General features: G+C 38.3%; 26 protein-coding genes. 8 read left to right on the forward strand and 18 right to left on the reverse strand.

The genetic code is table 11. The features are described 5' to 3' along the window. Positions 1-134: 134 nt before the first annotated feature. A complete protein-coding gene (locus FIU87_RS21040) occupies positions 135-278 on the forward strand; it encodes a hypothetical protein (protein WP_172971031.1) in 144 nt (47 codons plus the stop codon). A 47-nt stretch (positions 279-325) separates the two neighbouring features. Here FIU87_RS21040 and FIU87_RS11075 read toward each other — a convergent pair whose 3' ends face one another. Together FIU87_RS11075 and FIU87_RS11080 are read right to left on the reverse strand one after the other, a co-directional pair. Next, a complete protein-coding gene (locus FIU87_RS11075; protein ID WP_152444652.1) occupies positions 326-640 on the reverse strand; it encodes a YodL domain-containing protein in 315 nt (104 codons plus the stop codon). A 187-nt stretch (positions 641-827) separates the two neighbouring features. After that, on the reverse strand, positions 828-995 hold the full coding sequence (locus tag FIU87_RS11080) for a YozD family protein (RefSeq protein ID WP_152444653.1): 168 nt from the start codon (positions 993-995) through the stop codon (positions 828-830). Between the two features lie 181 nt (positions 996-1176). On the opposite strand from FIU87_RS11080, the gene FIU87_RS21045 reads away from it, so the two are divergent. Then, on the forward strand, positions 1177-1332 hold the full coding sequence (locus FIU87_RS21045; protein ID WP_172971032.1) for a hypothetical protein: 156 nt from the start codon (positions 1177-1179) through the stop codon (positions 1330-1332). On the opposite strand, the gene FIU87_RS11085 is transcribed toward FIU87_RS21045, so the two are convergent. The 13 genes from FIU87_RS11085 to msrA all read right to left on the reverse strand — a co-directional run bounded on the left by FIU87_RS11085 (position 1321) and on the right by msrA (position 13627). Further along, on the reverse strand, positions 1321-2028 hold the full coding sequence (locus tag FIU87_RS11085) for a hypothetical protein (RefSeq protein WP_152444654.1): 708 nt from the start codon (positions 2026-2028) through the stop codon (positions 1321-1323). The two genes, FIU87_RS21045 and FIU87_RS11085, sit on opposite strands and share 12 nt — an antisense overlap. A 150-nt stretch (positions 2029-2178) precedes the next feature. Continuing rightward, positions 2179-2397: a YozE family protein gene (locus tag FIU87_RS11090; RefSeq protein WP_152444655.1), complete on the reverse strand. Its 219-nt coding sequence runs from the start codon at positions 2395-2397 to the stop codon at positions 2179-2181. Positions 2398-2453: 56 nt separating this feature from the next. Then, positions 2454-2735: a YokU family protein gene (locus tag FIU87_RS11095; protein WP_152444656.1), complete on the reverse strand. Its 282-nt coding sequence runs from the start codon at positions 2733-2735 to the stop codon at positions 2454-2456. A 9-nt stretch (positions 2736-2744) separates the two neighbouring features. After that, the gene (gene ablA / locus FIU87_RS11100; protein ID WP_152444657.1) at positions 2745-4166 is read right to left on the reverse strand and encodes a lysine 2,3-aminomutase; all 1422 of its coding nucleotides are present in this window, start codon (positions 4164-4166) and stop codon (positions 2745-2747) included. 112 nt (positions 4167-4278) lie between these two features. Beyond that, complete coding sequence (locus tag FIU87_RS11105) at positions 4279-5658, reverse strand: sigma-54 interaction domain-containing protein (protein WP_152444658.1); 1380 nt, start codon at positions 5656-5658, stop codon at positions 4279-4281. A 10-nt stretch (positions 5659-5668) separates the two neighbouring features. Further along, positions 5669-6556: a putative beta-lysine N-acetyltransferase gene (ablB, locus tag FIU87_RS11110; RefSeq protein ID WP_172971033.1), complete on the reverse strand. Its 888-nt coding sequence runs from the start codon at positions 6554-6556 to the stop codon at positions 5669-5671. A 64-nt stretch (positions 6557-6620) separates the two neighbouring features. Next, complete coding sequence (locus FIU87_RS11115) at positions 6621-7898, reverse strand: peptidase (protein ID WP_152446517.1); 1278 nt, start codon at positions 7896-7898, stop codon at positions 6621-6623. Positions 7899-7970: 72 nt separating this feature from the next. After that, positions 7971-8615, reverse strand: coding sequence for a 3-oxoacid CoA-transferase subunit B (locus FIU87_RS11120; RefSeq protein ID WP_152444660.1), 645 nt, complete (start codon positions 8613-8615; stop codon positions 7971-7973). Beyond that, on the reverse strand, positions 8558-9301 hold the full coding sequence (locus tag FIU87_RS11125) for a CoA transferase subunit A (RefSeq protein ID WP_172971034.1): 744 nt from the start codon (positions 9299-9301) through the stop codon (positions 8558-8560). The genes FIU87_RS11120 and FIU87_RS11125 overlap by 58 nt, the downstream gene beginning before the upstream one ends. Positions 9302-9314: 13 nt before the next feature. Then, positions 9315-10646 carry an aspartate aminotransferase family protein gene (locus tag FIU87_RS11130; protein ID WP_152444661.1) on the reverse strand — a complete coding sequence of 444 codons (1332 nt, stop codon included), beginning with the start codon at positions 10644-10646 and terminating at the stop codon, positions 9315-9317. Between the two features lie 168 nt (positions 10647-10814). Beyond that, positions 10815-10958, reverse strand: coding sequence for a YjcZ family sporulation protein (locus FIU87_RS11135; RefSeq protein WP_152444662.1), 144 nt, complete (start codon positions 10956-10958; stop codon positions 10815-10817). Positions 10959-11043: 85 nt separating this feature from the next. Continuing rightward, positions 11044-12528 carry a methyl-accepting chemotaxis protein gene (locus FIU87_RS11140; protein ID WP_172971035.1) on the reverse strand — a complete coding sequence of 495 codons (1485 nt, stop codon included), beginning with the start codon at positions 12526-12528 and terminating at the stop codon, positions 11044-11046. A gap of 145 nt (positions 12529-12673) precedes the next feature. Then, positions 12674-13627 carry a peptide-methionine (S)-S-oxide reductase MsrA gene (msrA, locus tag FIU87_RS11145; RefSeq protein WP_152444664.1) on the reverse strand — a complete coding sequence of 318 codons (954 nt, stop codon included), beginning with the start codon at positions 13625-13627 and terminating at the stop codon, positions 12674-12676. A 133-nt stretch (positions 13628-13760) separates the two neighbouring features. Here msrA and FIU87_RS11150 point away from each other — a divergent pair, with 133 nt between their 5' ends. Beyond that, positions 13761-14681, forward strand: coding sequence for a CobW family GTP-binding protein (locus tag FIU87_RS11150; protein ID WP_152444665.1), 921 nt, complete (start codon positions 13761-13763; stop codon positions 14679-14681). A gap of 98 nt (positions 14682-14779) precedes the next feature. Beyond that, a complete protein-coding gene (locus FIU87_RS11155) occupies positions 14780-15628 on the forward strand; it encodes a protein-glutamine gamma-glutamyltransferase (protein WP_152444666.1) in 849 nt (282 codons plus the stop codon). Positions 15629-15645: 17 nt separating this feature from the next. On the opposite strand, the gene fbpA is transcribed toward FIU87_RS11155, so the two are convergent. Next, complete coding sequence (gene fbpA / locus FIU87_RS11160; protein ID WP_152444667.1) at positions 15646-15816, reverse strand: Fur-regulated basic protein FbpA; 171 nt, start codon at positions 15814-15816, stop codon at positions 15646-15648. Between the two features lie 185 nt (positions 15817-16001). On the opposite strand from fbpA, the gene FIU87_RS11165 reads away from it, so the two are divergent. The 4 genes from FIU87_RS11165 to FIU87_RS11180 all read left to right on the forward strand — a co-directional run bounded on the left by FIU87_RS11165 (position 16002) and on the right by FIU87_RS11180 (position 20482). Then, the gene (locus FIU87_RS11165; RefSeq protein ID WP_152444668.1) at positions 16002-16325 is read left to right on the forward strand and encodes a MerR family transcriptional regulator; all 324 of its coding nucleotides are present in this window, start codon (positions 16002-16004) and stop codon (positions 16323-16325) included. A 107-nt stretch (positions 16326-16432) separates the two neighbouring features. Further along, entirely contained in the window at positions 16433-18196 is a 1764-nt protein-coding gene (locus FIU87_RS11170) for a sensor histidine kinase (protein ID WP_152444669.1), read from the forward strand. Beyond that, entirely contained in the window at positions 18183-18911 is a 729-nt protein-coding gene (locus tag FIU87_RS11175; protein WP_152444670.1) for a LytR/AlgR family response regulator transcription factor, read from the forward strand. Before FIU87_RS11170 ends, FIU87_RS11175 begins: the two co-directional genes overlap by 14 nt. Before the next feature lie 125 nt (positions 18912-19036). Next, entirely contained in the window at positions 19037-20482 is a 1446-nt protein-coding gene (locus FIU87_RS11180; RefSeq protein ID WP_152444671.1) for a carbon starvation CstA family protein, read from the forward strand. A gap of 110 nt (positions 20483-20592) precedes the next feature. Here FIU87_RS11180 and FIU87_RS11185 read toward each other — a convergent pair whose 3' ends face one another. Together FIU87_RS11185 and FIU87_RS11190 are read right to left on the reverse strand one after the other, a co-directional pair. Beyond that, positions 20593-21933 carry a sensor histidine kinase gene (locus FIU87_RS11185; protein ID WP_172971036.1) on the reverse strand — a complete coding sequence of 447 codons (1341 nt, stop codon included), beginning with the start codon at positions 21931-21933 and terminating at the stop codon, positions 20593-20595. Beyond that, positions 21911-22600 (reverse strand): response regulator transcription factor, encoded by a 690-nt coding sequence (locus tag FIU87_RS11190; RefSeq protein WP_253905396.1) that lies wholly within the window; start codon positions 22598-22600, stop codon positions 21911-21913. Before FIU87_RS11190 ends, FIU87_RS11185 begins: the two co-directional genes overlap by 23 nt. Positions 22601-22687: the final 87 nt, after the last annotated feature.

Genomic DNA, 22687 nt, shown 5'->3' on the forward strand with positions numbered 1-22687 from the left:
GAAAATTTTTGAAGAAAAAACTTGAACAGGCTGTCGAGCATGCTAATGCTACAAATACAACTAAAAAGAAAACGGCAGAGCCCCATACTGCTAAGCGTGATAAAAAGCAAAGCTAATACAAAGGAGTGTCTATTATGGGTAAAAAGCATCGCAATCGAGTCAACGGACAGAAAAAGAATAATCATATACCTCCTGAGGGAATCGTGGCTGAGCACGAAGCACATAAAAAAGAACATTCAGCTAAAGGGAGAAAAAACGGCCCTGGGAATCATATGTAAAAAAAGTTATGGGCAAGGATAACTTTGCCCATAACTTTTTTCTGCCTTTACCTGACCACTACTCGATTTATTCTCTTCCATCCACCAAACTCAAGGCGATAATAGGATATTCCCAATGTCCCTTCATCAATCATAATAATATCGCCAGTTGCAATAAAACGACCTGGGTAATCTTTTGGAATGGAGTCTGTTACATTAAATTTTCTATAAACCCTTTCCACTGCTTCTAGGTGACTGCTTCCCTCCATTGTTAAACGGAAGATCGGAGCATACCCTTTTGACTCACCGTAATTTGGTGTCTGCATAATGGTGACATCATACTCTCCAGTTCCTAGTTTCATCATTCTTTTCAGTGCAAGCATTCTCTTCACCCCTCCGCCAATATCTATATAACAATATTAGAAATTGACCGTGTCGAATCCTTCATAGAAAAACAACAAGTTTTGTCGAAAGAGAAGTTTTTTTATATTTTTGCAAAAAAAAACGACAGGATGCTTGATCCTGTCGCTTAATGGAAAATATTGGTGATTAATGTGGTAAAGAAGAGTTTTATTCTATTTCTTCATCGATGATGCATTTTTCAAGAAGATAATCGAACATAATATCCGCCAAATCTTCTATTTCACCTTCAGCTGGAACATACCCCCGCCTTACCAGCTCATTGTAAAAGAATTCGGCGATCTCCTCTGTATCAATAATTACCTCGATTTCTTTCACAATATCACCCCTTTTTTAAGGTTTATGTAAGCCTATATTTATATATGTCTTATTATCTATATTAATCTATCGTAATAGTCGTTTTCCATCTTTATTTTGTAAATAGTTCGTATAAATTATTCTAAGCGCGCATAGATTGTGACATGAGGACAAGCATTGAAAATTCAGGGAGGTCGTTAAGATGAAGAACTATTTATCCAATCTGGAAAAATTAGGAGACGAAGAAGTATTATTACCTTTGTTAGATAAGATTTCAGACAGACTAGTGTGGATTGCTGCTGTCACATGTGGACCATTTTTTATTTATTTACTTTTTCAGTTCTCCTTATTTTTCTAATTGACTATGTTTTTTTCCATCCATGTATTTCTTTAAGTTTTTCATTACAAGATTCATAACCTCTTTGTATTCCTCATCACCAAATATATCATATAGCACTTTGTAATCATTATAAACATCCAATAAGCCATCAATAATCCGTTGATACTCTTTACTGTATTCTTCTTTTTTGAAATGTTTATTAGATCCTGTCATTGGATTATACAACTCCAAGCTCGTATTTTCTTTGTTGAACATATAGGATAAACCCAGCTTATGAATGAGAATTTCGGCTTGTTCATGGTGGACTACCATTGTTAATTCTTCTTCTCCAGCTTCTAGCCACTCCCCATCAGACAATCGTGTAAGTTCATAAATAATATCTTCCCATGAATCCTCTTTATATCGCCAAATTTCTGTGCGAAAGCCGACAATTTTAAATAACTCTTTCCCATACCCGGCAACCTTTACAATGTCGCCAATAAAATACATATATTTGATGTCTAATCTCTCTGTCACAAGCACCTTGCCTTCATACTCTGATACGAATGCAAGTGTTTCTTCTTGATATAGTCCTTCACTTGAATTGACCTCATATACATACGCTCCATCTATTAGCTTCATGTCCGTCACTTTACCGACAGTTCCATAGATGGTGATGACCACAATATCGCCAATTTTGTATTTTGGTTTATTTGGTTTTTTGTTCTTTCCCATATCAACTTCTCCCCATTTACTCCTGTGGCTTTAGTAGTAATGTATTATATGCAAGGAAGGGGAAAATCGCCAAAGGTCAAAAGCAAAAAGTACCCCTTAATGTACGAAATACAAAAAATGCGCCCACTTTTGTGAGCGCATTTTTTCAGCCTAAATATCTTGCTTATATAATTCCCAAGCCTTATCAAAGGTTGACATGCTGTCAAGGTACTGTCCATTCACTTCAAGATAACTACTGATTTCATGATAATCAAATGAATTTTTTGGAAAAGCATGATCCTCGTAAGCATTAATTGCAAATAAACTGATTTCATCTTTTTGAAGGGCATGACGGTATTTCATCATGTAGTGATAAAAGGACTTATTCATAATTGAACCACCCATTTTTTCTACCATTCTACATGATTTAAATGATAGCGCAAGACTTAACTTGTGAAATCAAAATAGTTGCGTTTTAATAATCTTGGCAGAGCCATTAATTCCTCAAAGCTCAAAACAGCCTTTAATTTCTTTGTATCTATTAAAAACAACTGATCCTCGATTTCCTTTGTTATACTCTCTTTCTGATACTCCATTCCACAGTCTGGGCACATCACAGATGGTGTTTTGGAAATAGAAATGGCTTTTGTGCCATCAGGAAGTTCCCAATAAACTGTACAGGTGGAGGGTACTGCATTTGTACCATTACACCATTCGCACGTATGCATAAAATCCCCCTAACTACTTTCTGATTTATTCTCTTCTTCTAAGGAAGTGTATTTTTTCTGCTGCGCTTGAAACTTTTTCTCCTTCAATTCATCCCGTTTGTCTCTTTTATCCTTTAATGAAGAGTGACTCGGATTTAACTCATAGTCTTTTCGGCGATTTAGGCGATTCAGCCCTTCTGGAACAAGGTTAAATTGCGAATCATTCATCAAGGAAGCAATTCCGATATTGGAACGTTTGGACTCCATATCAGCATAAATTTCGCTAAAATAATCTTCTGCTCTTCCTGGCACATAATTTTCTGGCTCTGGATAAGTAGTAATCACTCCTTCAAAGTTACGGAGCACTACCTTGTTAGCACTTTGGGAAATGATATAATTTGGCTGAACAGCAATTTTCCCCCCTCCACCAGGTGCATCCACAACAAAAGTAGGAACCGCATATCCACTTGTATGTCCCCTTAAGCCCTCGATAATTTCCAGACCTTTGGAGATTGGCGCACGAAAATGCCCTATTCCTTCTGATAAATCACATTGATAAATGTAATAAGGCCGGACACGAATTTTCACAAGGTCATGCATTAGTTTTTTCATAATTGGAACGCTGTCATTAATACCTGCAAGAATAACTGCTTGATTTCCAACAGGCACTCCTGCATTCACCAGCATTTCACATGCTTCTTTGGACTCTTCCGTAATTTCTATTGAGGTATTGAAGTGCGTATTTAGCCATACTGGATGGTATTTTTTTAAGATATTACATAGATTTTCTGTTATCCTTTGCGGGAAAACAACGGGTGCTCTTGTGCCAATACGGATAATTTCAAGATGCGGTATAGCACGGAGGTTTTTTAGAATATACTCTAAAATTTGGTCATTAATAAGTAGACCATCACCTCCAGAAATTAAACAGTCTCTAATTTGATCATTCGCTGCAATATAGGCAATGGCTTCATCTAATTGTTTTTTTGGTACTCCCATTCCAATTTGACCAGAGAATCTCCTTCTTGTGCAATAGCGACAATACATGGAACACTGGTTGGTTACTAAAAATAACACACGATCGGGATATCTATGTGTTAATCCTGGTACTGGAGAGTCCTCATCCTCATGTAACGGATCTTCCAAGTCATACTTTGTTTTATAAATTTCCTTAGACACCGGAACCGATTGCATTCTAATAGGACACCGCGGATCATCAGGATTCATGAGAGAAGCATAGTATGGTGTGATATTTAATGGAATGGTTTTTGTGGAGATTTTGACTCCTTCTTCTTCCTCAGGTGTTAAATTAATTACTTTTTTTAAATCTTCTAATGTTCTTATGGTATTAGTGAGCTGCCAGATCCAGTCATTCCATTGTTCCTCTGTTACTTCCTTCCACAGTTCTATCTCTTTCCAATGCTTGGCTGGCTTATATAAATCCATTTTCATTTCTATCTCCTCCCTTAACCTACCTATGCAATAACCGTGCCAACTACACGAAAGCCTAGTTATTACTTACTATATGAAAAAGAAGGGAACTTGTTATCAAAAAAAGTGCCAGTTATTTGGCACTTTCCATTTTGGATAATTTATATTGCAGTGTTTGCCTAGGTATTTTCAATAATTTTGCTGCTTTCATAATATTGCCATTAGCTTGACGTATTGCTTCTTTAATTAAGCCTTCTTCCGTTTCCTGTAAGACTGACCTTAGGGCCAAATTAGTTCGGAGTTGGAGTGTATCTGTATTATCGGTATAGAATTTTCCAGGAATATGCTTGGTGGTAATTTGTCCTTTTTCTGCCTTTAACAAAAGATAATCAAGGGTGTTTAATAGCTCTCTTACATTACCAGGCCAACGATAGGATTGAAGCATGTCTAGCACTTGTGGGATTATAGATATTTTTGGGTGTTTTTTTAATCTGTTTGAGATTAAAAAATCAATATCTGCTGGTCTTGTACGTAAAGGTGGGATATATACAGGGCAGGTATTTAGCCTGAAAAAGAGATCTTCTCTTAACTTGCCTTCTGCCACACACTTCTCCGGCATTTCATTCATGGCTGTTATAATACGAACATCCACTTTAACGGCTGTTGTACCACCTACCCTTCGAACATACCCATCTTCAATTACTCGAAGAAGTTTGGCTTGAAGCTCTTTTGGCATGGAGTTCATTTCATCTAAGAAAAGAGAGCCGCCATCTGCCATTTCAAATAGACCTGGCCTATCAGCTGCTCCAGTATAGCTCCCCTTCGCAGTACCAAAGAGGATGCTCTCTAAAAGTGTTTCTGGTATGGCACCACAGTTTTGAGCGATAAATGGAGCATGCCTTCTCGGGGATGCATGATGTATCCCTTGTGCAATAATTTCCTTTCCAGTCCCAGTTTCCCCACAGACTAAAATTGGAAACGAGGTGTTAGCAAACATGGTGACTTCTTTTAACAGCTGCATACATTCAGGTTCTACGGTTAGAAAATCACGTAGAGAGTATGTGAGTGTATAGGAGCTTGCTTGTGTTTTTTTTCCACTCTTTAGTACTTTTGATTGAAGGTCTAACAGGTTATTGGATAGTGTCTTCAATTGCCCATAGTTCTTAGCAATTTCCACCGCTCCTAGCATAGTCCCATCGTAGATAATGGGAAGAGTCGTGTTTACGGTTTCGACCAGCTGGCCTTTTTTATTTTCAAAGCGTTGATTTTTATGATAGATGGGATTTTTGGTTTTTAACACTTTCAAAATGGTGCTCGTTTCCTCCGTTAAAGAGGGAAACACTGAGAGGATATGCTTTCCAAGCACCTCCTCTTGATTCATTCCATCATGACTTGCTGCTACTTTATTATAGTAAATTGTCTTTCCTTCCTTATCAACAGCATGAATCGCTTCGTCAATTCCATCCAAAATTGCTCGTAACATTTCCTTTGATAAATTTTGAGTCTCTATCATGTTACACCGCCTAACTTTCGGCAGATGATGCCGAATAATCGGCAGAGCCATTGGTTAGATTTTTGTTCCATACATTCATATCTTCTATATTGTTATAAATGTAGCAATTGTTTTTTAATCTCCCAGAATACGAATACGATAATGCTTGAAGGGTTGCATTCATCCCAAAGGATAATGATCTCGCGATAGAATAGCTGCAAAAAATTTGTTTTTTCACTAATTCTTTTTCTAATGCTAAAATAATATGTTTCATGTAACCACCGCCTCGGTTATCAGGCAAGGTCGCGCAATCTGTAATTTCGGCATTCATATAGGTCAGATTAATTTCTGCAGAGGCTGCTGCGATAATAGTTGAACCTCGTTCCACAATCATAAAAATTGTCCCAAGATTCATTTGCTGTTTTATATAATCGGGATTTTCTATAGGAACGGGATAAATTTTAAAAACAGAGGCATATAGCGTGGATAGTTTCACTGCATCCGCTTCGTTTGCTAGCCTTAAGGTTAAGTTAGAGTCCAGTTCAGCTAATATACTGGAATATTTCTTTTTGTAGACCGCCTCCAATATATCGTCTTCCTCACACCATTTATCGCTATTATATCTTTCTATAGAAGCATATTTGCAAAGAAAGAACATATCACTACCTAAAAAATACTGTGGCACAACTGCTTCTAATACGAATCCCTGTTCCATTAGTGCTTGCACTTGTTCATATCTGGATTTAACAATGATTTTTTCTACATAAGAATCCTTATTTCTATTGATTTGATCAACAATATTGACAAGATCTCCTCTGATGTCTTCAATCTTTAAGCGTTTGTTATAGTAATCTTTGTACCCTTCCAGATAGAAGGATTCGTTCAATAAATTTATTTCTCTTCCCGTTTTATTTGACATGTAATCCCTCCTATTTATCATTTCGCCATAAAGTAAGAAAATCCCCTAAAAAAAAGGAGATTTTTTATTGAAGAGATTCATCTGACATCCCACACCATTCAATGAGCAGATAAGCGATGATTTCCGCAGCTTCCATCATTTGGTCAATACTAATGTATTCATTTGGAAAGTGTGCAACTTCTGTTGTTCCAGGACCAAAAATAATAGTGGGGGTATCCATTAAGGATGAAAACAATCCTCCATCTGTTCCCCATGGAGAAGCCTCTAAAATGGCCATTTGTTTCCTAACTTTCTCTATACTGTTTTGTAGTACCTTAATAAAGGAATGATTCATCTCTATTTCACCAGGAACCCATTGGGCACCAAACCACTCAAGTCGAACAGGATGGAGAGTGAACCAATCATCATGTTTAGATAGTAAAGAAAGTTCATGACGGAATTCTTCTTTTACTTCTTCTAATGTTTCATGAGGTCCGACACCAATGCGCCCTTCTAGTTTAATTAAATCTGGTACGGAAGATGGCCAGCTTCCCCCCTCAATTTTTCCAATGTTAATAGGAAGTGGAATAGGTATATGCTGAAACAATGGATCAGTCACTCGAAGATTTCGTTTCTTTTCAAGTTCCTTAATTGTGTTGATGACTGTTAAAGCTTTTTCAAGAGCACTTACCCCTTCATATCTTGTCCCGCCATGTGCTGATTTCCCTTTTACATAAATCCGAAACCACATCGAGCCTTGTTGTTTTGGGAAAATTTTCATATTTGTCGGTTCCGGAATTAATACCGCATCTGCTTTGTACCCTCGTAGGATAGTAGCTAATGTCCCTGCTCCACCACTTTCTTCTTCTATCACGCTTTGAAAAATAACATCTCCCTTTAACCTGATTCCTAACTCTTTTAACAAAGTAATTGCCATAAGTAATGAAACATTTCCACCTTTCATATCGGTGGTCCCTCGCCCAAACACTTTACCGTCTTCTACTTTTCCTTCGTAGGGATCATGGCTCCATTGTTTTAGGTCCCCTTCAGGTACAACATCGATATGCCCATTTAATATAATCGATTGCCCACCGCCCGTTCCACGCCAGATTGCCACGACGTTTGGAGAATCTTGAAAAGTCTCTCTTGCTGAAACAAAGTTAGGATGGGTTTGCAGCTCTTTTATATCTGGCTCCCAAATATCAATCTCTAAACCGATTTCTCTGCAGGCCTCCACCACAACTGCTTGGGCACTGCTTTCAAACCCCGATATACTTCTTTCTTGAACAAGTTTTTGCAGAAGTTTGATAGCTTTACTTTTGTTTTTTTGCAGCCAAGTCTTTATCTCTTCTGAGTAATTCATCTCTCCCATCCCTTCACCAAAATAGTTTGACAACCTGTCTTTCTCTCTAGGTAGAATTTAGGTTTAAGTGAGTTATGGTGTTTGTATAAAATTAGCATCTGTTTTGTCTATGATCTCTTTAAGGGTAACTTCAGGCATAAGTTCTTTTAACGTGATACCTGCTTCTGTTACTTCCATCACCCCAAGCTCTGTAATAATCATATGAACACAGGAGGGTGTGGTGATAGGCAATGAACATGTTTTTACTATTTTGGAATTTCCATATTTATCACAATGGTTCATTAACACGATTACTTTTTTTGCTTTTTGCGAAAGCTCCATCGCACCACCCATACCCGGAACTCTTTTTCCTGGGACAATCCAGTTTGCTAAGTCTCCTTTTTCACTCACTTGTAAGGAGCCTAAAATGGTTACATCTAGTTTTCCTCGTCTAATCATGCCAAATGCCATGGCACTATCAAAATAAGAAGCTCCTTTAGTAATAGTCACGGGATATCCTGCAGCATTGCATAAATTTTCATCCTCTTGCCGTGCTTTAGGCGAACTTCCCATTCCTAAAATTCCATTTTCAGCATGGAAAAAGACATGATATCCCTCGGGTAAATGATTTGGAACTAATGATGGAATTCCGATACCAAGATTTACAACCATTCCATTTTTTATTTCTTTAGCTGCTCTTTTGGCAATGAGGTTCCGTACGTCTCTTCCCAAACCCATGTCCAATTGACCCCCTCACTTTGAACCATATAATCTACGTACACTCCTGGCGTGACAATAATTTCTGGGTCTAAAAATCCAAGCGGGACAAATTCCTCTACTTCCACAATGGTGATCGTCCCTGCCATTGCCACTAAAGGATTCGTATTTCTAGCGCTTTTATCAAACACTAAATTCCCATAGGGATCTGCTTGTTTAGCATAGATAATGGAAACATCAGCAGTCAAAGCTGACTCAAGGATGTAAGGAGAATTGTTTACAGTGAGAATGGTCTTTTCTTTCGTAACAATTTCATTGGTGATGCCAACATCAACAAGAATGCCTCCTAACCCTACACCTCCTGCACGAATCCTTTCCACCAGTGTGCCTTGCGGTGAAAATTCTACTTCAAGCATATTATCCGTCATGAGTCTACCAGCCACCGGATTAGAACCAATATGAGAAGCGATCAATTTTTTTACTGCTCCTTCGCATACTACTTTTCCAATTCCTATGGTTGGAAAACCTGCATCATTCCCAATTAAGGTGAGGTCACTGACACCCGCTTCAAGAATCAGGTCTACTAGTCCTGGCGGTGTTCCTACTCCTCCAAATCCGCCAAACATGATGGTCATTCCATCGTGGAAAAACGGTTTTACATCCTCTTTTTTTACCATTTTTTTAAAGCTGTTTTCTATTTTTTTCACATTTCAGCACCCCTTATAAGTATCCTTGTAGTTCACTTAGGGTCATTTCTAGGATATCTATTAATTCATCGATTTCTTGTTTTGTAATGGAAAGTGGAGGGGCAATGATAATCGCATCTCCTCCTACTCCTTCCACTCCCGCTGAGGCAGGATAAATAAGCAATCCATTCTTTTGGGCAATTTCTATTACTCTTGTCGTGACTGCTTTTTCTGAAGCAAATGGATATTTCGTTGTATCATCTGAGACCATTTCCATTCCAAGTAAAAGTCCTCTGCCTCTAACATCTCCGATAAAAGAAAACATACTTTGTAGTTTTTCTAACCTTTCTTTCAAGTAATCTCCCATTTTTGCTCCATTTTCTACAAGCTTTTCTTTCTTTATATATCCAAGAACAGCATTGGCTACTGCGGCAGATTGTGGATTGGCACTATAGGTATGCCCGCTCATAATAATTTTTGAGCCACTTATAATACTTTGGACAATTCTGTCACTTACAAGTGTTGCGGCAATTGGGCTATAACCTGCGCTCATCCCCTTTCCAATACAGATAATATCTGGAGTTACTCCCCAATGTTCAATTGCAAACATGGTTCCTGTTCTGCCTATCCCAGTCATCACTTCATCTGCAATAAAATGAACATTGTATTCGGCACAGATTTTTGCAACCTCTTCATAATATCCATCAGGAGGACAAACTGCGCCAGCAGCCGCACCAATAATTGGCTCAGCCACAAAAGCGGCAACCCTGTCTTCCCCTATTTCTTGTATAGCTCTTTCTAAATCTTTCGCACATTTCAGCTTACAGGTAGGGTAAGAAAGATTAAACGGGCATCTATAACAATATGGTGGTTCAACAATTGGAGACTTCTCTAATAACGGTTCAAATCTTTTTCTTCTTTCAGCATGTCCAGATAAAGACAAAGCACCGATTGTAATCCCATGATAGCTTTTCCACCTTGAGATAATTTGGTTTTTATTTTCCAATCCATTTTCCTGCCAGTATTGAACAGAGATTTTCATTGCCGTTTCAAGGGCTTCTGTTCCACTATTGACAAAAAAAGACCAATTAACATCACCAGGAGCAAGCCCCATTAACTCAGAGGCAAGGTTTTCAGCTGCCTCACTCGTAAATTGGGAACGGTATACAAATGAAACCTTTGCCGCTTGATCTGCCATTGCATCAATCACAGCTTGTACATGATGGCCGATGCTTGCTGTGACTGCGCCAGAGGAACCGTCTAAATATTTCTTTCCATCCCTATCATATAAATAGACACCATTTCCATGACTTATTACTGGATATTCTTTATCCAAAAGCGGCTTAATAAGGTAGGACTGATCCATAAACGATTACCCCTTTCTCATTCAATATGTAACCGTTTACTAGCTTTTCTCAACATAATGAAAGCTAGCTTATTACTATTCTATGATTAGGATAGAAATTCTTTCGTGTTTAAACTGGAAATAAAAAAAAACCTCACCCGGCATCCCAGGTGAAGCTCTGTTTTTTTATTATTTGCAGTAGCAAGCTCCTACAATAATTAGCAAAATGAATAGCACAACAATCAATACAAATGGATTTCCACAGCCGTATGCAGGTGCTACCTGCTGGGGGTAACCGCAAGGTCCACAAGTGTAGTAACAGTAATCATGCATGGTCATCACTCCTGTTTTATATTTACACTTCTACACTATGAACATAGGTGGCTGTCCCGTATGTGCGAATGCCCATTTTTACATACTATTTATTTTGTTCCATTTTATCAATCACCAATACCATGTTTTTTAAAGTATGTTCAATATGGTTATTATCATTTGTTACCTGTTCTACACTTGCACTTATTTCTTCAAGACCAGCCGTCGCTTCCTCCATCAATGCTGCAAACTCACCTGTATAGTGGTCTGTGTTGGTTGTTTTTTCCTGAACAGTTTTAGCAAAATGATGAAAGTCTTTAACATCCGTAAGTAAGTTTGCTAACGTTTCACTGATTTGATGGAAGAATTGATTTACTTCATTGGTTGCTTCTACATTTTTTGTCATTTCTCTTACATTCATTTGCAGCTTAAGCAAAACTTCTTCCTTTGTTTCATTCAAAGAAGCAAGATTTTCGGTTATTTCTTTCGTGGTTTCACCTGTTAAACTTGCTAGCTTTCTGATTTCCTCTGCTACAACGGCGAATCCCCTGCCTGCCTCTCCAGCTCTTGCCGCTTCAATGGAAGCATTCAAAGCAAGCAGATTGGTTTGCTCTGTAATATTTTTAATATGCTGTGTTAACGTATTTGTGTCGTCAATTTTTTCTGTTAATACACGGAAAACATTATCCATTTCTTTTACATCCCGAGAAAAGGCACTCATGTTTTCTGTAAGCCCTACAGCCTTTAATTGACCTTGTCCTGCAGTAGATTTTGTCGTATTTGTATAATCATATAATCCGTTTGATTTAGTGACAATGTGATCCATCAATGAGGTGACATCATTTGTGAGTTCCGCAATGCTGCTAATTTGGTCCGTTTGTCTTTGACTCCCTACTGACAGTTCTTGAATGGTCAAGGATATCTCTCTTTGTGATTGGATATTCAAACTTAATCTTTCATGAACATTATTTATGTGTTTAATTAACTGCAATGCATCTTGCTGGAAGCTATCTTGCTTTTTCTGTCTCTCTTCATTAGCTGTTTTCATGTCATTAACAATTCCTTCAAATTGTACAAATAATCGGTTGCCTATTCTCACCTGTACGATTGTTACAACAAACAATAATACAAAAAGCAGGATGATATTACCTACTTGGCCTTCAATAAGGAGATTACCTTTTAAAAAGGAGTATAAGGAAAACCCAAACAACATAAGACTTCCTACTCCTCCAACAAAAAACACCCTTTTGTTAAAATAAATGGTTGCAATCACAAGAACAAAAAAAGGTAGGATAAAACCTGATAAAGATGCCCCTCGTCCAACCAAAATAATAAAAAACACAATAAATGTAACACTGACTGTAAAATAAGGAACGCATTGATGAAACCATTTGTTCCATTTGGTTAACCCAAACATCACGATACTTAAGCAAAATGCTACAATTAAGGTGTACGTTATTAAATCTGCAGCAGGAACGAGAATGTTCACTAACAAACCCGCGCCATAGGAAAAGAACACGACGAAAAACATAAGCTTATTCTTTTTTAATAAGTCTTGAAACTTCAACTCTTCTACACTTAAAACCGACATTGCATTTCCCCCACTCATCTTTCCTTGCTTCTCTCTATTTGTAATACATTCTTCATCAACGTTTCTCTATCCTGCAAGTTTTGTAGAAAATTGGGGAAAAAAAATAACCTTTTATCTCAAAAGATAAAAGGCAAATGGAATATTCTTAGTCAAATAGCTTTTTGTAATCAGCGTATCCCTCTTTATCAAGGTCTTCTACAGGTATGAATTTTAGTGCTGCAGAATTTATGCAGTATCGTAAACCACCTTTTTCAACTGGACCGTCTTCAAATACGTGCCCAAGATGGGAGTCTCCGTTTTTGCTTCTGACTTCTGTACGAACCATTCGGTGACTTACATCCATTTCTTCTTTTATGGTTGTTGTATCAATTGGCTTCGTAAAGCTTGGCCATCCGCAGCCTGCATCATATTTATCTTTTGAACTAAACAATGGTTCACCTGACACGATGTCTACATATATTCCTTCTTGTGTGTGGTTATAATATTCATTTTGAAAAGGTGGCTCTGTTCCATTATTTTGCGTCACTTCATATTGCATAGGTGTTAGCTTATTTTTCAATTCATCACTTGGTTTTTTCCAATGCTTTTTGATAAAAGCTTCCCTCCCAGATCCTTTTGCATACATTTTATAGCGAAATGGATTCTTTTTATAGTAATCCTGATGATATTCTTCTGCAGGATAGAACGGCTTTGCCGGTAGTATCTGTGTAGCAATCGGAGCTGTAAATCTTCCACTCTTCTCCAATTGCCTTTTAGACTCTTCTGCTTTTTGCTGTTGCTCGCTTGAATGATAGAAAATTGCTGTTCTATAAGAGTCTCCTCTGTCATGAAACTGGCCGCCCGCATCGGTAGGATCAATTTGATTCCAAAAGAGTTCCAACAGCTTTTCATAAGAATAAACATTTGGATTAAATAAGATCTGCACCGCTTCATAATGCCCTGTGGTTTCTGAACACACTTCTTTATACGTTGGATTTTCTTTGTGTCCCCCTGTGTATCCAGAAACGACTCGTTCAATTCCATCGTGCTCATCAAACGGTTTTACCATACACCAAAAACATCCGCCAGCAAACGTTGCAAGCTCTAAGTTATCGCTCATAATTCCCACCTCAATCATTATTTATTTGCATTATATCAAGAACGAAGTGGGAATCCTAATGGATTGCTTTCTAAGTATGACCGTTTTTAGATCCTATGATAAAATGAATAACGATGAAAGAGGAGGCCTACAAATGAAAAAGAAAATCGAAGTTTACATTTTGGCTGGATTTTTAGGTAGTGGAAAAACTACATTATTAACACAAATGCTTGAAACAGAGCAAAATGCGAATAGAAAAGTTGCGGTCGTCATGAATGAATTAGGGCAAGTATCGATAGATTCTGATGCGATTCCAAAAAACACTCCACTTTCAGAGCTGTTTGACGGTTGTATTTGCTGTACGATACAAGAAAAATTGGAATCCACTCTCCAGGGTTTACTACTAAATGAAGACTTGGATGCTATCTATATAGAAACAACAGGAGCCGCTCATCCGATAGAAGTTCTTGATACGGTCCTATCCCCAATTTTTGCGGAGAGTTTTGTTGACCCAAAAATAATTACTCTTCTAGATTTATTAAGATGGCAAGATCAAAATAATCTTTCTATTCAAATCAAACAGCTAATTCGAGAACAAGTAAGACACGCTGATTTGTTAATTGTAAATAAAATGGACTTAGTAAGTGAAGCAGACACAGCGAGCATGTTATATGAAATTCAATCAATAAATCCAAATGCGACTACCTTGTTAACTAACTATGCCAAAATCCCACCTTATAGCTGGAAGCATACAAAAAGTTTGGAAAAAGAAGAACATGAAGTTTCCCATGTAAAGGAACAGCTTAACCTTAAATCGTTTGTTTACCAGTTTCAGTCTGCGATAGATTTAGATGAATTTGAGAATTGGTTAAGGCAGCTTCCTGATTCCGTATACCGGATAAAAGGTTATCTACGCTTTGAACACACGTCTAGCATCTATCTCTTTCAATATTCCTATGGGACCCCTTTATATATGAAAGAAATGGTTAAGGTTCCTTTGAATCTAGTATTGATTGGCGAAAATTTAGACCAGCAAATGCTAAGAGACCAACTTCAGCACCTAGAAAGAAAATAGTCTTTCCCCCTTCCCTTTCATGCTAGGTAAGCGTATGAACATTTAGCCTACCTTTGAATATCTTAGTATAGGAGTGACTGTTAAGGGGAGGGAAAGTTTTGATAGAAGTTGCAGGAAAATCGTTGGATGAATCCATGCTTAATCTAGAAGAAAGCTTCCAAAAAGACATTCTAAATATTTTGTTAGATGATTCATCCATCCATGAGTATGATAGTGTAGAGGAACTAAAATTTGAACTTGCTTATCGTCAAAATTTAGTAATTAGTGGTACCGCCATGAGCGAAGGGGAGGCCCGTTTTGAAACCTTTGCTGGTGCGACGTGTAACCCTGACTTTTGGCAATTGACCCCTAACGGAGGCTTTTTATTAAAAAAAACAGTCTCTCCTTCTGATGCAATTATTGATATATTTACCAATAGTTCTAATTATGCCTTTGAATGTGCAACAGCCATGGTCATTAACTTATATCATGGGCTGTTATTAACTATAGGAAAACGGCTTTTTGATAAGCTTTTCAAGGAACTTTACTTATACAGCTGGCATTTTGATGCAGATCTTGTAATGGACTCTTCTCACACCTACCACCTTATCCCGGGAGATATCGTATACTTTGATAATCCAGATTACAACCCAATGACCTTTTGGTGGAGAGGTGAAAATGCCTTATATATGGGAAGTGATCAATATTTTGGTCATGGTATTGGAATCCAATCAAAAAAGTACATTGTTGACTTTTTAAACAGTACAGCGTTACCTGAGGCGACCCGTCCAGCGACGTTAACAGATTATGTGGCCCGTCCGGATTTTCGACAATTATCAAAAATTCTAGGTACAGTTTATATGCAGTCGGAAAGAAAGCAGCAACATACCATCATTCATCATAATAAATCTTCCATTTCCTGTCATAGATATTTACAGCTATTACACAATCTTTATTTTTCAACATGATTTAGACTAACTCTATGTTAAAGTTGGTCTTTTTTTCTTGGTAAAATTAACGTACTGTATTCTTTTTTCAATTCACTAAGTGTATAGGCTGACAATTGCTTCTGATGGACAAAGTAACCCGCTTTCACAAGCGCATCGATATAGTATTCTCTTGCAAACGTGATAGCTTGGTGTAATTTCCCTGCCATTGTACTCCCCCCCTTTTGTAGATATTAACAAGCAATAGAAGAAATTTCAGTCACTTTGTAAGGTCTTATGACATCAATTTGAATGATGGTGTTTTTATTTGTAAGGTTTTCTAACAACAAAAGTTTCCTTATCATAGAAATCCTTTATAATGTATGTATGCAGTGAAGTGAGGATGTGAGAACCTGTGAGTCAGGAAGAAACACCACTGAAAGACCGAAAAGTTATTTCTATTGGGACTGTCAGAGATTTAACAGGATTATCCGAGCGTCAAATTCGATATTATGAGGAAAGGAAACTCATCTTCCCAGCCCGAAATGGATCTGGTATTCGAAAGTATTCCTTTGCGGATGTAGAAAGATTAATGGAAATTGCAAATCAAATGGAGGAAGGAGTACAAACTCACGAAATACGAAGGGAATGGAAAAAGAAAGAAAAAGAGCATGAAAACTGGAAAAAGCAAATGCTAAAAGGACAAATTCAGGCACATTTCAAACAAAACAGGCCGTAAAAAGACTTTTCCCATCAGAAAGGTCTTTTTGTTTGTTTAGAAACTGGTCACTTTCTATCCTATCGGGTATGCTAGCAGTAATGATTTAATAAAGGTTGGTTGAAAGTATGTTTGAATTACTTCTAACGATGTTTGAAAGACTTGGTATCATTGTTACAGTTGCATTTATTATGACTCGCCTCTCATTTTTTCGGCAGCTCGTTAATAGACAAGAAATTGACCGAAAACAACAATGGATGGCCATTGGATTTTTTGGTTTTTTCGGCATCATCGGTACCTATACAGGTCTTACCTTTGATACAGAAACGCTAGGCTTTAATCGTTGGATATCAGAATTAAATCAATCTGAAGCTATTGCTAATTCAAGAGTGATTGGGATTGTGATGGCTGGATTGCTTGGAGGGTACAAAGTAGGAATTGGTGCTGGAGTCATTGCTGGCATCCATCGCATGAGTCTTGGTGGATTTACTGCCTTCTCCTGTGGTTTTTCAGCAATTATTGCAGGTGTTTTAGCAGGATTTATCCGCAGCAAATATAAAGGTAAACGAATTAGTGTAATCCTTGCGTTGTTAACTGGCGCTTTAGCAGAATCTATTCAAATGGGCATTATTCTTCTTTTTTCCCATCCATTTGAAAGAGCATTAAATCTAGTAGAAAGTATCGGCCTTCCGATGATTTTAGCTAATGGAATAGGTTCTGCTCTTTTTTTCCTAATTATATTAGCAGTCATTAACGAAGAAGAAAAAGTCGGCGCCACCCAAGCACAAAAAGCTCTTACCCTTGCTGAAAGTACTCTTTCTCATTTGCGTACAGGTTTACATAAGGAATCTGCTCAAGCAGCATGTAAAATTATCTTTAAAGAAGTAGATGCTATTGCAGTAGCGATGACGGATAAAACTCAAATTCTTGCTCATATTGGAATTGCGGATGACCATCATCAAATCGGAACAACTGTTCAGACAAATAGCACAAAAAAGGTGTTAGAGCACGGAAAATTGTTAGTTGTAGACAAAAAAGACATCCATTGTAAAAATCCAACTTGCCCTTTAGGTGCAGTCGTAATTGCACCATTAAAGAAGCGTGAAAATACTATTGGCACCTTAAAGTTTTACTTTTCATCTAAAAAGGATATTAACAATGTAGTCATACAGCTAATAAAAGGATTAAGCTCTTTGATGAGCCATCAACTGGAAATTTCTGATGCTGAAAAAGCATCAAAGCTAGCAAAAGAAGCCGAAATAAAGGCATTACAAGCTCAAATCAATCCACACTTTTTATTTAACTCTTTAAATATTATTGTCTCTTTAATTAGAACGAATCCAATGCAAGCAAGGAAGCTGCTTCTTTCATTATCACACTTTTTCAGACAAAACCTGATTGCTACTACGGCAAAATGGACCACCTTAGAAAATGAATTAAAGCATGTCAAAGCTTATCTTGCTATTGAAGAGGCTAGGTTTGTAGATAGACTTCGAGTATCTTATAAGGTAGATGAACAAGCTCTACCCTACCTAATTCCGCCTCTTTCCTTACAACCAATTGTCGAAAATGCCGTAAAGCATGGATTAAAGGATCTACAGAAAAATGCAGAAATCACCATTGCTATTACAAATCAAAATGACTCAATCCATGTTTGTATTACAGATAATGGGATTGGAATAAACAATGAAAAAATAGCGCTTCTAGGAAAAGAGATTCCCCCTTCTGCCACAGGGACTGGGCTTGGGTTGTACAATATTAACAAGCGATTAATGATGATGTATGGAGAAGCTGCTAAGCTATACTTTAACAGTGAAGCAAATGACGGAACAGCGGTCTCTTTTACTATTGCAAAAAAGTTAAAGGATGTAGGAGCTAATGACAAGAATTAAGACAATCATTGTTGATGATGAACGGTACAGTAGAGATGAGCTAAAGCATTTATTGCAGGAATATGATCACATCAACGTGGTCGGAGAAGCTGCTTCAGGAGAGGATGCATTAGTTCTTTGTATGCAACAACTGCCCGCTGTCGTTTTTTTAGATATTGAAATGCCAAAAATGAGTGGATTAGAGGTAGCGAAGCATTTGAAGGAGTTAAAAAATCCTCCTCTTATTGTATTTGCAACTGCCTATCCAGATTTTGCATTAGAAGCATTTCGCCATGAAGCCATTGACTATCTATTAAAACCTTATGAGGAAGAACAGGTAAATGAAACGATACAGCGAATGATAAAATATCTTCAGCCAAACCAGTACATGCCCGTATCAACTAGTAATGCCAAACTGGCAGTAGAACTTGAACATGAGATATTTTATTTAGATCCCTTAGAAATTCTCTATATTAGCAGAGAAGAAAGAGTATCTCGTATTTTTACAAAGGATGGACATTATGAATCCAAGCTTGCTTTAAAGGAATTAGAGGAACGTTTAAGTAGCTATCCTTTTTTTCGCATTCACAAAAGCTATATAGTAAACCTAAACCATGTTTCTAAATTGATTCCATGGTTCAATGGGGCTTATATGTTAGAGCTAGCTGGAAGTAAAGAAAAGCTTTCTGTTAGTCGAAATTATGTAAAGTCGCTCCGCAGCAAACTCGAGCTATGACATCTTAACTAGCAATATCAACATGTTACGTTCCATAATGAACATGTTACACAAAAACAACTCAAATGAAAGCCTTTTCATTTTATAATGACCTTACTCCAAAAAAAGAGAGGGGTCATTTCTTTATGTACACATTTCTTGCAGGTATTTTACTATTAGTGTTAGGGTATTTCATTTACGGAAAATTTATCGAAAAAGTGTTTGGGATTAAAGAAAATAGAAATACTCCAGCATACACAAACCAGGACGGTGTCGACTACTTACCAATGGGAAAAAATAAAAATTCCCTCATCCAGTTATTGAATATTGCTGGTGTAGGCCCAATTTTCGGTCCCATTCTTGGGGCACTTTATGGACCGGTAGCATTCTTATGGATTGTGCTTGGTTGTATTTTTGCAGGCGCTGTTCATGATTATTTAACAGGAATGATTTCTATCAGAAACCGTGGTGCTCACCTGCCAGAACTTGCAGGGAAATTCCTCGGCAAATTTATGAAGCATATTGTAAACGCATTCGCTATTTTGTTGTTAGTTTTAGTAGGTACCGTTTTTGTCACGGCACCCGCTGGTCTCATTCATAGTCTCACTAACGGAGGTATTGCACTAGGAATTATTCTAATGGTCATCTTCGTTTACTATATTTTTGCAACCATGCTGCCTATTGATAAAATTATCGGCAGAGTTTATCCACTTTTTGGCGCACTTTTATTAATCAGTGCCGTAGGTGTAGGTGGTGCCTTAGTAGTAACAGGGCAGCCAATCCCTGAATTAAGCTTTACAAACATGCATCCTGACAATGTACCTATCTTTCCATTACTATTCTTAACTATTTCATGTGGAGCATTATCTGGGTTTCATGCAACACAAACTCCCATTATTTCAAGAACCACCCAAAATGAAAAACAGGGACGTAGAATTTTCTATGGCATGATGATTGCAGAAGGAATAATTGCCATGATTTGGGCAGCTGCGGGTATGAGCTTATTTAATGGCTCTGAAGGACTAAATGCAATATTAGCTAATGGAGGACCAGGTGCGGTAGTAAATGAAGTAGCTACCACCATGCTTGGAGCTATTGGTGGTACACTTGCAGTAATCGGAGTAATCATCCTTCCCATTACATCTGGAGATACCGCTTTCCGCAGTGCACGAATGATTATCGCTGACTATATTCACATACCACAAAAGAAAATAGCTAGTCGAATGTGGATTGCGCTTCCTTTGTTTGCGATTTCTTATGTTCTGACTAAAATTGATTTTGAACTATTATGGAGATATTTTTCATGGGCAAACCAATCAACAGCAGTCATTGCATTATGGGTTGGGGCAATGTACTTGTTCATTGCCAAAAAGCAATATTATATAGCAATGATTCCAGCTATTTTCATGACAATGGCAACCACCACGTATATTCTAAATGCCCCTATAGGGTTTGGCTTGCCAATTGAAGCCTCCTACATCGGAGCTGCCATGTTTACTATTGTGGTAATCGGAATGTTTTATATAAAGGCGATTGCCTCAAGAAAAGCAAATTTGGAATTAGATGTGAGGGAATCCTCCAAGGCGGCATAACGAACAAAACCTGACTCTATCGAAGGAGTCAGGTTTTGTTTTTTGTATAGGGGGTAGCGTCAGTAAAATGCGGATTGACTATGTTTAGAAAATTCGATTCCCTCCACTTTTTATCTTATCGGTAAGAGAATCCGGAATACCACCCCACTGGGGACATTTCGTTCTGCCGTTATCTCGCCGCCATGCCCCTCTACAATCGTCTTTGTGATGGCAAGGCCGATGCCAGAGCCGTCACTTTCCCCACTATAAAAACGTTCAAATACCTTGTTTTCTTCTCCGGGTGAAAAGCCTTTTCCATCATCACGAAATTCAATTACCAGTTTGCTCGCCACTTCCATACTTTGAATTGTTACGTTTGTTTTTGCGTAGCGAATGCCATTACCCAAGAGATTGATGAACGCCTGTTTGAGCTTTTCCCCATCCAGATCGTAACTCCCCGCAGCATTGCTCTCCAAAACCAAACTAATCCCATTTTGCTTGGCTAGTGCCTGGACAGAATCAATCGCATCCTCTAACAAGACACCTATCTTTATAGAAGAAAAACGAAAGGTGTCCTCTACGTTTTCCAGCTTGGTCAAATAACTGATCTGATCCACCAGCTTTTTCAGGCGCTGACTTTCGTTCACAATAATGTGGAGGCTGTCCTTCACGTCGTCTCCCTTCACCACCCCATCCAGAATTCCTTCCGCATTGCCTTGGATTGCCATGAGCGGTGTTTTTAATTCGTGCGATGCGTTTTGAAAGAAGAGCTTTTGCTGTGAATCATAGTTTCTTAGCTTTTTGGTCAGCGCTTCAAAACTATCTGCAAGCTCCTTCACCTCATCGTTCGTATCAATGGCGAGAGGTTCCACCTCCCCTTTTAATGAAAATTTGCGCATATGCTCCGTCAGCTTCCTTATCGGACCGGTTATCTTCCGCTGAAACACCAGACAAATCAGTAAGGCGATGATGGAGGAAAAAACAAATCCGACACGCTGGGATTGTTTCATCATTCCGTTCAACTCCTGGACATCCTCAACCTTTGCGACCAGCACGACAAAGCCCTTCCTCTCTCCTGATTCCCCGAGTATCGGGACACTCTCAGAAATATATTCCCGCTCTGATTCCCTAATATCCTCAAGAGTTGCTTCATCCAGGTTGGTAAAGAGCACCTCCTGTTTCGGGGTCAGGACGATGACCTGGGTCGTCAATAGCTTACTTACCGCTGAGAGCTTCACTTTATTCCGCAGCTTGGCCCGGATGTTGTCCGATGTGAGGGGATCTGGCTTGAGCCAGTTACTCATTAAAGCTGCATCCTCCCTTAACCGCTCCCTAGTCTCCTGAACCAGGTAATGCTGGGATATATAACGGAACGACAGACTGGAAATAATCAAAATGAGGACGACCAATAACAAATAAGAAAAGTATAGCTTTGTCCCGATTTTCATCTTAATCATCCATTCGATAGCCATAGCCCCAGATGGTCGTGATCTCCAAGGAAGAGCCATGCTGACTTAATTTTTTCCGGATCCTTTTCACCAAATCGTCGATAATACGGCCATCCCCAACAAAATCATACCCGCAGATCTTCTCGATTAAATGCTCCCTTGTAAACGGTTGCTCTTTATGTAATGCAAGAAACGCAAATAGGTCGTACTCCCGCATAGTCAGGACGACCTCCTCCCCTGCACATTCAAGATAACGCCTAGCCGGAATCAAATTCACATCCCTAATGACCAAGGTCTCCTCGGCTGTCGTTTTATTCATTCGTTTGATGATGTTTTTAATCCGGACAATCAACTCCCGGGGGCTGAAAGGCTTCGTCAAATAATCATCTCCGCCAATTTCAAGCCCGAGAATTCGGTCAAACTCCTCATCCTTGGCAGACACAAAAATGATCGGTATCTCGCTTCGCTTCCTGATGTCCTTGCACAGCTCCAACCCATCCATCCCAGGCATCATGATATCCAGCACAATCAGATCAGGAGAAAGCCTTTGGATCTCAGACACCACCTGCTCCCCTTTGGAAAACAATGTAACCTTATAGCCTTCATTCACCAAATACTTCTCCAGAATGTCCCGAATGTTTTTCTCATCATCGACAACAAACACATGCATGCACACACACCACTCTTCCATCTATCTTTCCTATCATAGATTATATCAAAAATACAGTATTCGCATAAATTGTTGCTTTTCACGTATCTAAGTCTATCACGGAAGATA

The sequence above is a fragment of the Bacillus sp. THAF10 genome (assembly GCF_009363695.1).
Classification (GTDB): Bacteria; Bacillota; Bacilli; order Bacillales; family Bacillaceae_I; genus Sutcliffiella_A.